This is a genomic window from Pseudonocardia kongjuensis, assembly GCF_039526905.1.
Lineage (GTDB): Bacteria > Actinomycetota > Actinomycetes > Mycobacteriales > Pseudonocardiaceae > Pseudonocardia > Pseudonocardia kongjuensis.
In genome coordinates this window covers 66,074-78,013 of the sequence record NZ_BAAAJK010000046.1, presented here as the reverse complement: position 1 = coordinate 78,013, position 11,940 = coordinate 66,074, and the positions used below count along the sequence as shown (strand labels likewise).

The window sequence follows — 11,940 nt, the reverse complement described above, 5'->3', positions numbered from 1 at the left end:
GACCGCGCACCCGCCGGGGACGCCGTTGTCCCAGGCCGGCACCGGATGTCCGCGTCGTCCGGCGCCCGTCCACACTGGTCGCCCGCGGTCTCCGACAGTGACCGCGGTGTCCGAATGGTCCATCTCGCTGCCACCACAACGGGGCTGGCGGAACGGCTTCGCATCGGTAAAACTCGCCTATTCGGGGGCGAACGGAATGATCCGGGAGCAGAGCTGAGTGATCTCCTGGGCCGGCGCGCGGAGCGCGCGGCCGTCGAGCACCTGCTCGCGCAGGCACACGCCGGGCACAGCGGCGCCCTCGTGCTGCGCGGCGAAGCCGGCATCGGGAAGACGGCGCTGCTGGAGCACGCCCGCGGCGTCGCGGACCCGTCCGGGTTCCGGGTGGAGAGCTCGGCCGGGGTGGAGTCGGAGTCGCAGTTCGCGTTCGCCGGGCTGCACCAGCTCTGCGCGCCGCTGCTCGACCGCGTGAGCGCGCTGCCCGAACCGCAGCAGGCCGCCCTGGGGGTGGCGTTCGGGACGCACAGCGGCGCCGCGCCCGACCGGTTCCTGGTCGGGCTGGCCACCCTCAACCTGCTCGCCGAGGTCGCCGAGGACGGGCCGCTGCTGTGCCTGGTGGACGACGCGCACTGGCTCGACCAGGCGTCCGCCGAGGTGCTGGCGTTCGTCGCGCGGCGGGTGGAGGCGGAGCGGGTGGCGCTGGTGTTCGGCCTGCGCGATCCCACCGACCGGGAGGTCCCGGCGTTCGGCGGGCTGCCCGAGCTGCGCCTGGCCGGCCTCGGCGAGGCCGACGCGCGGGCCCTGCTCGCCACCGCGGTCCGCGCGCCGCTGGACGGCGGGGTCCGCGACCGGATCGTCGCCGAGGCGCGTGGCAACCCGCTGGCCCTGCTGGAGCTGCCCCGCGGGGTGCAGCCGGTGCAGCTGGCCGGCGGCTTCCAGCTGCCGGACGCGCTCGGCGTCCCGCACCGCGTCGAGGACAGCTTCCGGCGGCGTTCGGCCAGCCTGCCCGCCGACACCCAGACGCTGCTGCTGGTCGCCGCGGCCGAACCGACCGGTGACGCGGACCTGCTGTGGCGCGCCGCGCAGCAGCTGGGCATCGCCCGTGACGCGGCGGCCGCGGCGGAGGCCGCCGGGCTGCTCGAGATCGACGCCCGGGTGCGGTTCCGTCATCCGCTGGTGCGGTCGGCGGTCTACCGGGCGGCGACGCGGCCGGAGCAGCGCCGCGCGCACGGCGCGCTGGCCGCCGCCACCGATCCGCAGCTCGATCCCGACCGGCGCGCCTGGCATCGCGCGCAGGCCGTGCTGGGCACCGACGAGGAGGTCGCCGCCGAGCTGGAACGTTCGGCGGACCGGGCACGGGCCCGCGGCGGGCTGGCCGCCTCGGCCGCGTTCCTCAAGCATGCGGCGGACCTGACCCCCGATCCCGGCCGCCGCGCCGGCCGGGCGCTGGGGGCCGCGCAGGCCACCTACGAGTCCGGGGCCTCCCGGATGGCCTCCGAGCTGCTGACCGTCGCCGCGGCCGGTCCGCTGGACGCACTCGGCGGCGCCCGGCTGGAGCTGCTGCGCGCCCAGATCGCGTTCCACCTGACCCGCGGCGCCGAGGTGCCGGGGATGCTGCTGGACGCGGCCAAGAAGCTCTGCCCGCTCGACGCCGCACTGTCCCGCGAGACCTACCTGCACGCGTTCGACGCGGCCATCATCACCGGCGGCCTCGGCGACGGCCGCGGCATGGCCGAGGTGGCCGAGGCCGCCCGGGCCGCGCCGCCGCCGGCCGGCCCGCCCGAACCCGCCGATCTGCTGCTCGACGCGCTGGTCACGACGCACACCGACGGATACGCGGCCGGGGTGCCGGTGCTCCGGCAGGCGCTGGAGGCATTCTGCGCCGACGACGACCCGGCGGAGCCGGCGGCCTGCCGGGAGGCCCGCCGCTGGCTGTGGCTGGCGAGCCGGGCCGCGCTGACCATCCTCGACGACGAGCTGCTCTGGGTGCTGGCCCGGCGCAACGTCCGGCTCGCCCGCGAGTCCGGCGCGCTGGCCTCGCTCCCGGCCGCGCTGCTGTACCTGTCGTCGATCTCGGTGCTCGCCGGTGAGCCGGGCCGGGCCGCCGAGCTGGTCGCCGAGGAAACGGCGATCCGGCAGGTGACCGGAGGCGTGTCGCTGCACTTCGGCCGGCTCGTCATGGCCGCCTGGCGCGGGGACCCGGCCGAGACCGTCGAGCTACACGCCGTCGCCGTGCGGGAGGCGACCTCCCGCGGGAACAGCGCGGAGGTCTCGCTGGCCGAGCACGCCTTCGGGGTGCTCAGCAACGGGCTGGGCGACTACGCGGCGGCGCTGGACGCCGAGGAGCGGGCCTGCGCGTCGCTCGAACCACCGCACATCAGCCTCGCCCTGCCCGAGCTCGTCGAGGCGGCGACCCGCGCCGGACGGCCGGAACGCGCCGCCGTCGCACTGGAGGAGCTCGACGCCCGCGCCCGCGCCACCGGCACCAGCTGGGCGCTCGGGCTGGCCGCCCGCTCGCGGGCGCTGACCGGCACCGGTCCGGACGTCGAGGAGCACTACCGGGAGGCGATCGACCACCTCGGGCGGTGCCGGCTGGTCGTCTACCTCGCCCGCACCCATCTCGTCTACGGCGAGTGGCTGCGCCGCGAGGGCCGCCGCCGGGAGGCCCGCGACCAGCTCCGCACCGCCCACGGGCTGCTGTCGGACATGGGCGCCGGGGCGTTCGCCGCCCGCGCCGCCCGCGAGCTGCGCGCCACCGGTGAGCGCCCGCGCAACCGCACCGCCGCCCGGCCGACCGACGCGCTCACCGCGCACGAGCTGCACGTCGCCAGGCTGGTGGCGACCGGGGCGACCTCCCGGGAGGTCGCCACCCAGCTGTTCCTCAGCCCGCGCACGATCGAGGCCCACCTGCGCAGCATCTACCGCAAGCTGGGCATCTCCTCCCGCCGGCAGCTCAGGGAGCTGCAGCTGCCCTGAGCCGCGGAGGGCGTCGTCAGGTGGTGGCCGAGCTCGGGGCCCTCCCGGGCTGATAGCGGCGTGCGTCGTAGCCGCGCACCTCATCTAGCTTGATAACAGGGAGACTTATACTTGCGGCGTGCCGGATCCCGCGCCTCCCGTGGTCCCCTGGACCTACGAGGAGATCGTCATCGTCTGCGACGCGGTGGTCCACAATGGCTGGGAGGCGCTCAACAACGTGCACGACGAGCGGGTCCTCGCGCTGTCCGCGCTGCTGCGCCGGGCCTCACCGCACAGGGCTGCATTGAGCCCCCGCTTCCGTAACCCCAACGGCGTCAAGCGCAAGAGCCACGACATCGTGACGGCCTGGGCCGGCCACCACGGGGCGACCACCAAGGGCGGGAAGACCACCCGGCGTGTCGTCGAACTGTTCAGCACCGAGCCGTCGCGTATGCACGAGGAGGCGGCCGCGTTCCGCCAGGCCATCAGCGACCCCAGTCCGGTCCCCGAGCTGGCTGGCGCCGAGAGCGTGACCACCGCTGACGAGGGACGTGTCTTCGAGCGCCGGCACCTCTCCCGCGAACGTGACCCGCGCATCCGCCGGGAGAAGATCGCGCAGTCGCGACGCGACACGGGATCGGTCGCGTGCGAGGCCTGCGCGTTCGATTTCGAGGCAACCTACGGCGAGCGTGGCCGCGACTTCGCCGAGTGCCATCATCGCGTCCCGCTGCATGTGTCCGGGCCGGCCAGGACCGTACTCGACGACCTGGCCCTGCTGTGTTCCAACTGCCACCGCATGATCCATCGCCACCAGCCGTGGCTCGGGGTCGACGAGCTGCAGGAGCTGATCCGCGCCGCAGCGCACCCGTAACTCGCTCCTGTTGCCACGGCCCGCACAACCCGGCGCGTTCGACGCCTCTAGGAGGCGTTCTCCGGCTCCGCCGACGTCGGTCGGTCAGCCCGGTCATGGGCCGCCGCGCGCACCCGAACGGCACGCGCCGCGATCAGCCGCACCGTGCACGGCCAGCGCCGCCGACCGGACTGGGGGCCCGGACAGGCAGCGCACATTCCACCGGCGTCAGCGACGTGCTCGGCGAGCACGACGTCGAGCAGCCCGGGCTGGCCGACCAGGAAGGCGACGGCGGCGTCGATCTCAGCGAGTAGTTCCTGTGTGGACACTGCGCCAGCGTGCCCCACCATCACGGTCGGTGAACGGCACCCACCGGCGCTGCACCTGCAATCCCTCGGCCGGACCATCGCCGCCCAGGTGCTCGACCAGCGCAGCCGCCGCGGGGAACGCCTGATCTTTGTCGTCGCGGACCACTACGGCGCGCCGTGACCCGATAGGCCGCCCGCCGTCCCTCACGACGCCGGGCGACGCGTCCGGACGGGCTGTGCGAGACCGGAATCTAGACAGGCAGCAGTGCGCTCACCGGGACTCGATCCGCCCGAGCGGGCTGCCGGCGAAGTCCGCGACAGCCGTGGCCCAGGCCTCGTCGGAGGGATCGAGCGCGCTGCGCAGGTAGGCGGTGCTCAGCGTCTGCACGGCGGCCACCCGGCCGGGATGGGAGTCGGTGGTCTCGGCGGCGTCGTAGCCGGGGATGCCGCCGAGGGAGTGCTCGGCACCGTGCAGCCGGAGCAGGCTCCTGCCCGGCGGGCTGAGCAGGTAGGGGTCGGCGCACCAGTCGGGTCCCGCCGTCGTCAGCGGGCTGGAGTCCGCTTCGCCCATGACGACGAGCGCTGGCGGCCGCATCGCGGAGAAGTCGACGTCCAGCCACGGCAGCTGCTCGATCACCCCGGGGGCGAGGGCCGCGCCTCCGCGGCCGGCGGTGGCGAGCAGCACCCCGGCGCGCACCGGCGGACCGGACAGGGCGATGGGCGGCTCGGCGGGCTCACCGGTCACCGGGTCGAGGACCCGCAGGCCGAGCAGGACGCCCGCGGTCTGGCCACCGAAGGAGTGGCCGGCGACGACGACGCGGTCACGGTCGAGGCGGCCGCGCACCTCGGGAACCGCGGCCTCGATCTCGTCGAGCCCGTCGAGCACCCGGACCGCGTCCTCGACCCGGTGGCGCCACAGGGCCGGCCGCCGCGGGTCGTCCGGGGCGAGGCCGACCGCACGGGAGTCGAGGAACTCGGGCTGGAGCACGACGAAGCCGTGGGCCGCCCAGTGATCGGTGAGCGGGCCGTAGGCGTGCAGCGACGAGCCGAACCCGTGCGCGAACAGCAGCACCGGCGCCGGGCCGGCCCCGCCGGCCGGGGCGGAGACCCGCAGCCGGAGGCCGGGCCGCCGGCCCGGGACGGGCAGCGTGACGGGCGCGACGGACACGACCGGGGCGTCGGTGGCGAGCACGGAACCTCCGATTACTAGAACGAGCGTGCTAGTAATATTTCTTAGAACGACTGTGCTAGAAAGTCAAGGCGATCCACGGAGGAGGTGCGGGCGGTGGCGGGACGGCCAGTGGACCACCGGCGACGGGCCGAGCTTCTCGATGCGGCGGTCGAACATGCGTCACAACAGGTGTTCGCCGAGCTGTCGTGGCGGTCGGTGGCCGCAGCGCTCGGCGTGTCGTCGACGACGCTGGTGCACCACTTCGGCACCAAGGAGCAGATGCTCGACGCGATACTGGGGCGGCTGCGCGAGCAGGTCGCCGCCGCCACGGCCGAGGTGGCGGGCGACGGAGCCGACCTGGCGACGGCGGCCCGGGCGGCGTGGACCTGGTGCGCCGACCCACGGCGGGAGGCGACATTCCGGCTGTTCTTCGCCGTCTACGGCCGGGCGGTCCAGTCACCGGATGACTACGCGGACTTCCTCGACCGGATGGGCGCCGCGTGGATGGAGTCGCTGTGCGCGGCGCAGGGGCCCGACGTGGATTCGGCGACGGCGGCCTGCCGGGCGACCCTGGTGACGGCGACCGTGCGCGGGCTGCTGCTCGATCTGCTGTCCGGGGGTGACCGGTCGCGGGTCGAGCGAGCCGCCGAGCACTACCTCGACGGACTCGCCGGGGCGGGGTAGCGGAGGCGCCGTCGACGACACCGACCGGTGGGACACCCGGCCCTCCACACCACCCCAGGATCCGGGCGACCTGCTCCGATCTGCGGAGCCGCCCCAGAAGCCAGCCGCCGATCTGTCCCGGGCTATGAAAACCTTCCGCGCCTCGACCCACCACCTCCGCTGCTCGCAATGCCAGCAGCGACCCCCTCGGCTGCCGCCCCCTACGACATGTGGAGGTAGTCATCAATTTCGTTGATCGCCCATCGGGTCGTCTAACGCTGCTCCACCTGCCGCGATGAATGGGCGCACGGGCCGTGTCGGGCGGGCCAGGTCGAGCGGGAGCGCAGTGATGCGGTTGCACCAGAGCAGGTACGTCGTCGGCTACGGCGTCGACCGGCCGTTCCTCATCGGACCTCGAGCATGAAGTTGGTCGAAGCTCTGAAGCGGGTCCTCCGAGAAGGCCCGGTGACCCAGGACGCCTTGACGGCCGCCCTTGAGCAGCACGGGCAGGGGCGGGCGGATCTGGGGACGATCTGGCAGGTCTGTCAGGAGCACGGCCTGGCCGATCTGGTCGACGACCAGTGGGTTCCGCGGGGCTGGGCGGCGCCGATCGGCGTCTCTCCCGCAGGAACGTCCCGGCCGGACCCGTCCACCCCTACCCGCTCCATGAGCCGCCCGTCGAACGACCGTGGGCTGAGTACCGCCGGACGGAGGAGAATCGATGCGCTGCGCGCCAAGCTCGATCTGACCCGCCAGGTCGAGCTGCCGGCCCCTCGTGTCTCGGAGGACTGGACGGCCGCTGCGCGGGAGGCGATCGGCGCACTCTCCGACGAGCTCGCGGCGGTCTCACGGCAGCGAACCCAGACCGACGTCGCGCTCCGAGCAGGCCACGTCATCGCGACCGGCGCGACCCGCACGGTGATGAGGTTCGAGGCCGACGCCGAGGTCAATGCCCGCGAAGGTACTGCGGCGACGCTGGTCGTCCGACCTGGCGAGTCCGTCGAGGTCGACGTGATCTCCGTCTTCGGTTCGGCGGTCACCCTTGCGCTCTCCAACGATGCTCCGACCCCGGATTCGGCGACGCTTCGTTGCGATCTGTCGTGGCTCCTGTCGACGCAGAGCAGGCGCCTCAACGAACTGGCCGGCGGCGCACCGGGTTTCGACACCGACGCCGCGCTGGCAATCGTGACACCCGCCCCCGATCCTGCTCGGTCGGTGACCGGTGGACGAAGGTGGCGTTCGCTGAACAAGGCCCAAGGGCTCGCCGTCGACCACGGCCTCGGCGACGGCGTCACCTGGCTCTGGGGTCCGCCTGGCACCGGCAAAACCACGACGCTGTCGGTCCTGTTGGCGGAACTGCACCGCCGCGGCCGACGGGTACTGCTCACCGCTCCCACGAACACCGCGGTCGACATCGCGTTGCAGGCAGCCCTCGGTCGGATGGGCCCGACCCCTCAGGGGAGCGTCGTCCGGGTCGGCCAGCCGACGGACACCCGCCTGGTCGCACGCGCAGGTGGACCGGTGCTCGTCGACGAGATCGCCGAGCACCGCGGTGAGCCGGTCGCAGCCGATCTTGCACGCGTCAACGACCGGATCCGAGAGGTTCGCTCCCGACTGCGCAAGTACGAGCGCAACGGTCGTGACCTCGACCGGGCCTACGATCAGCTCCAGGTCGATCTCGCCGAACAGCAGGCGATGGCCCGAGCACTAACGAGACTGCTCGCGGACGTCAGGCGTCAGGTGTGTGAGGACGCGCTCATGGTGGCCGCCACCGCACACCAGCTGTTGCTTCCCACGCTGAGCGGATTGGCATTCGACACCGTCGTCATCGACGAGGCGAGCATGCTGCCCGCGTCCCTCAGCATGATCGCTGCCGGCGCGGGCAGCGGCCACACCGTCGTCGCGGGTGACTTCCGCCAGTTGCCCCCCGTCGTCGTCGCCGACACGTCACGAGCGGCGTCGTGGTTGCGGAACAGCTCGTTCGAAGCCTCGGGGGTAGCTGGCTCGGTCTCTCACCGCCGACCGCCGTCGAACCTCGTGGCGCTGACCGAGCAGCACCGGATGCCCCCGGCGCTGGCCGAGGCGATCAGTGACGGCTTCTATCCCGAGAGCCGGCTGCGTACCGCCGACAACGTGCGCCGCCGCCCGCCGCGATCAGACCTCCGGCCGTCCGCGCCGATCATCTGCGTGGACACGAGCGTCTTGCGCTCGCGCGTGGCACGGCGCGGCGGTCAGGCATCGCGGTACAACCTCGTTCACGCAATGATCAGCGCGATCATGGTCGCCGACCACGAACTCGCAGGCACAGACCCCGGACTGGTCACCCCGTACGCACCGCAGGCGAAGCTGCTCGAGGCGATCGTCGGCGACGACGAGGGCCGTGGCCTCGCCTCGACGGTGCACCGTTTCCAAGGTGGCGAGCGCGACGTCGTCATCTTCGACGCCGTGGAAGCGCCCCAGGGCGATCTGAAGCTGCACCCCTGGTTCGGCGAGCCCATGACGTCGGACGGAGCCCGCCTGGTGAACGTTGCGATGAGCCGAGCCCGTGAACGGCTAATCGTCGTCGCCGATCTCGACCGGATCCACCGGCTCCGCACGAATCAGGACACCGTCGGACACTTCTTCCGGACGGCGCTGGCGGAGTGCGATTTCCTCGACCCACTCGATCTCATCGCCGGACACGACCTGGATCAGCCGGACATGGAACGGCTGCAGGACGACATCGACAGCGCCGTCTCGGTCGTCGAGATCTGGAGCGAACTCGTCGACACCGCCCGGGTCCGTCTGCTCACCGCGTCTCTGCAGAATGCTGCAGATCGCGGATGCAGCGTCACCATCTGGTACCAGCCGCACGGCGACGGCGACGTACCGCCCGGGCTCAGCGGGCTCGTTCGTACCGACGTGATCCTCCGACCCTGCTCGCCGGTCCGGGAGTCGCTCGCCGTCGTCGACGGCGTCGTGTGGACGTCGACCGGCGCGCTGCTCGGCCCCGCTCCGGGAACGGTTCTGCGAATGGATCATCCGGACCTCGCCGCCGCGGTCCTGCGCATCACCCGCCGCCGGAACGGGATCGGCGACACGGGCTCGGGACAGCTCGGGGTTCGATGCGGCTGCGGGCGTCTACGGATCCGTCAGGAGACGATCTCCTCGGCCCGCTCGGTCTGCCGCTCGTGTGACTTGCCGCCACGGCGGCGGCCCCGGTCGATGATCCGTGGGCAGAGGACCGGGACATGACGCCGGGCGAGGTGACCTCCGCCGCTGGCTCGGCACGGTGCGCGCCCGCCAGCGGGACTCGCGCCGATGGAAGCGTCCCACCGCCGGTCCTCATCCGCCTGTGCGCCTCTCAGACACGACCGAGGCGTCGGCCAGCCGCGCATCGAACGACTCCAGGTCGGATCACTCATTTAGCACGGTCTCTCACTAGCTCGGAGAAGGGAACCAGATGCCTGCCACTGCCAGCAGCGGCGCTCTGCAGTTCGAGTCCCACCCCGTGGGGAACCTCCACTCGGTCGCACACCTGTTCCCACGGGGCAAGGGCCGGCGGGGCGTTTACGTCCTGACTTTCGCCGACGACGACCGGTACGTCGGTCAGTCGGTCAATGTAGTCACGCGCTTCGGGAGCCACCTGCACACGACCGGCGACATCGTGAGTATCCAGTTCGCCCGTATTCCGCACGGCGACCTCGACACGATCGAACAGAGCGTGATCAGGACGCACGTGCGAAACGGAGTGCGATTGAGGAACCAGAGGCACGTCCTCACGAGCACCGCCCACGAATCGGGGAGCGATCTCGACATCGTCGTCACTCCGGCCGAGCAGCACTCGTGGCTGAACGACGACGCCGACCTTCCGGACGCCCCCGAACGAATCGAGGTTCCGATCCGGCGGGCGGCGGGCCAAGCGAAGAACGAGGCGTTACGAACGCATCCGCTCGGGCCGGCGGCCATCGAGCTCGTCCGTCGATACGTGCAGCGGGCGGTCCCGCGCCCCCGCGCCACTGAGATGACCTTCTGGTCGGCGAGTGCCATGCCGTCCACCAACCGGTCAACCTGGCCTCGACTGGTCGGAGTGTCGGTGAATTCGATGGAGACATTTGTGATCGGATGGCACAAACATGAGCCGGACGCGATGTGGGGGTTCCTCAACTGCCACACGTCGAGACTGGTGGAGACCTACGGCTCCATCAGGGCGTTCGCTCATCCCCGCCGGTCCTGGCTGGACGTCGAAGTTGCAGATTACGAGGCCGGCGGCGGAGACGTCACCAGGATCTCCGTCCGTGACCAACAGGCGTTCTCGGACCTTCTCACCGAACCAGCTGGCCTGGGCGTCATCGACGCTGCCCGCTCACTCAACCTGAACCTCATGCGAAAGGGTCCTACGTTGCAGTGGCGATGGCACAACCTCGGATTGGCTGACGAGCTGGTCGAACCGCTCCCGGAATGAGCACCCTGGGGTCTTACGTCGCGAACGACAGACAGGATGAGGCGTTCTCGTCCCGAGCTGAGCGGGTGAACGCACGGCCCGAGTTGTCGTCGAACGACCAAACCGCCATACACCAGGACGAACGCGTGACGTCGAAACAGGTCGGTCCTATGTCGATGCCCTGAGACGTTACAGCGTGGGCGCGGCAGGGTTCGAACCTGCGACCGCTCGGGTGTAAAGCGCGTGCGAGACACATCACCGTGCCTCTACCTGCGACGAGCCTTCGCCACTACCCGCGCCGAGTGCTCCGAGCATCAGCCATAGCCACCGTTTCGCGTCACATCTCGTGTCACGCTCTCGCCCGCGGACCGATTGCTACTGTGCGGCAAGATCACCTCGAAGTCACTCCAGCAGTACGACGAGCGCTGCCTATGGCAGACGGAGCCCGCGCACGCCAGGAGGCTTCGCAACTGCGGCAACTGCGACATGCCCACGGGGCTGCTGCGCTACGTCGCGACTCGGCTACCGTGGCGTGATGGGCGACGTGGCGGAGACCTGCCCGTTGGGAACGCTTTGCTATGCATGCAAGGCGACATCGGGCTTGCATGTCGTCACGTCCGGCTCCGGACGAAACTCCATGTGCTGGACCGCGTGCGAGAACTGCATCGCCACACGCCGGACGCTCACGCTGGAGCCGCGTGCAGCGCTGTGGATGATGCAGGAACACCGCAAGCACCTCGGACTTCCGGCGACGCTGGAGGCAGAACCACCCCCCATCAGAACTCTTCGGCTCCCCCGACTGCTCAGTGACCATCTCCGAGCTGTCGAGTGCCTCCGCTCCTACTTCGCCGGGGCCTCCTCCGACCGCCCTCAGTTCACGGGTTCCCATTTCGACTCCTTCGCTGGCGGCGGTGACCGGCCCGAGGTTGCACACGAGTTCACGACTGAGGACATCGTCGCAGTGTCGATGCTGAACGTTCGTGTCTCGGCGCAGGCGGCAATCGAGCTGCTCGGACGCCGCAGCCAAGACGTCATGGGCTCGTTGCTGAGGGAAGTCCCGACTGACCTCGATCTGATCGACGCCACCGAGAGCGAGATCGGCGACAGATCTCCTCTTTCGTGCCTTTGGAGGGAACTCAGGCTGCTCCCGAGTGTCGGCCCTGTCATCGCCTCGAAGCTGTTAGCGCGCAAGCGGCCTCGGCTGGTACCGATCCGCGACAAGATCGTGCTGGCGGAGCTCAACCACCCCGGCGTCGGGTACTGGCGCGATCTGTTACATGCCTTGCGTGAGGACGACTGCCGGCTGGCACATGAGCTGACCGACATTCGCGATCATGCAGAGTTGCCTTACCAAATCAGCGTGATCAGAACGTTCGACATCCTAATCTGGACTACGGGGAAGCAGACCAGGCAGACAGACAGCCTCTTGCTCGACGGGTGACGGACATGAACATGTCGAGGTCCCGCCTTAGTCCGAGCCAGTCGGACACCCGAACGTGCCGTGCGTCGTTCTCGCCAACAAGCGCTCCACTACTGTCCGTACGTGGCTCCTCCGTCTTCGTCATCGAGTCCA

Annotated in this window: 9 protein-coding genes; 7 read left to right on the top strand and 2 right to left on the bottom strand. The window is 71.0% G+C overall.

Features of this window, described 5'->3' with window-relative positions:
- Window positions 1-114: 114 nt before the first annotated feature.
- A complete protein-coding gene (locus tag ABD160_RS27540) occupies window positions 115-2,973 on the top strand; it encodes an ATP-binding protein (RefSeq protein ID WP_344027649.1) in 2,859 nt (952 codons plus the stop codon).
- Between the two features lie 118 nt (window positions 2,974-3,091).
- Window positions 3,092-3,823, top strand: a complete 732-nt coding sequence (locus ABD160_RS27535) for an HNH endonuclease (protein ID WP_344027646.1) — start codon at window positions 3,092-3,094, stop codon at window positions 3,821-3,823.
- A 47-nt stretch (window positions 3,824-3,870) separates the two neighbouring features.
- Here the strand turns inward: ABD160_RS27535 and ABD160_RS27530 are convergent, their stop codons facing one another.
- The gene (locus tag ABD160_RS27530) at window positions 3,871-4,131 is read right to left on the bottom strand and encodes a hypothetical protein (RefSeq protein WP_344027643.1); all 261 of its coding nucleotides are present in this window, start codon (window positions 4,129-4,131) and stop codon (window positions 3,871-3,873) included.
- Here ABD160_RS27530 and ABD160_RS27525 point away from each other — a divergent pair.
- The gene (locus ABD160_RS27525) at window positions 4,124-4,291 is read left to right on the top strand and encodes a hypothetical protein (protein ID WP_344027639.1); all 168 of its coding nucleotides are present in this window, start codon (window positions 4,124-4,126) and stop codon (window positions 4,289-4,291) included. The two genes, ABD160_RS27530 and ABD160_RS27525, sit on opposite strands and share 8 nt — an antisense overlap.
- 90 nt (window positions 4,292-4,381) lie before the next feature.
- Here ABD160_RS27525 and ABD160_RS27520 read toward each other — a convergent pair whose 3' ends face one another.
- Window positions 4,382-5,302: an alpha/beta hydrolase family protein gene (locus ABD160_RS27520; protein WP_344027636.1), complete on the bottom strand. Its 921-nt coding sequence runs from the start codon at window positions 5,300-5,302 to the stop codon at window positions 4,382-4,384.
- 93 nt (window positions 5,303-5,395) lie between these two features.
- Here ABD160_RS27520 and ABD160_RS27515 point away from each other — a divergent pair, with 93 nt between their 5' ends.
- From ABD160_RS27515 to ABD160_RS27500, 4 genes are all read left to right on the top strand, one after another.
- The gene (locus ABD160_RS27515; protein ID WP_344027633.1) at window positions 5,396-5,965 is read left to right on the top strand and encodes a TetR/AcrR family transcriptional regulator; all 570 of its coding nucleotides are present in this window, start codon (window positions 5,396-5,398) and stop codon (window positions 5,963-5,965) included.
- 444 nt (window positions 5,966-6,409) lie between these two features.
- Window positions 6,410-9,178: a DEAD/DEAH box helicase gene (locus tag ABD160_RS27510; protein ID WP_344027630.1), complete on the top strand. Its 2,769-nt coding sequence runs from the start codon at window positions 6,410-6,412 to the stop codon at window positions 9,176-9,178.
- Between the two features lie 208 nt (window positions 9,179-9,386).
- Complete coding sequence (locus ABD160_RS27505) at window positions 9,387-10,388, top strand: GIY-YIG nuclease family protein (protein WP_344027627.1); 1,002 nt, start codon at window positions 9,387-9,389, stop codon at window positions 10,386-10,388.
- Window positions 10,389-10,902: 514 nt separating this feature from the next.
- Complete coding sequence (locus ABD160_RS27500) at window positions 10,903-11,808, top strand: DUF6308 family protein (RefSeq protein ID WP_344027625.1); 906 nt, start codon at window positions 10,903-10,905, stop codon at window positions 11,806-11,808.
- Window positions 11,809-11,940 lie beyond the last annotated feature (132 nt).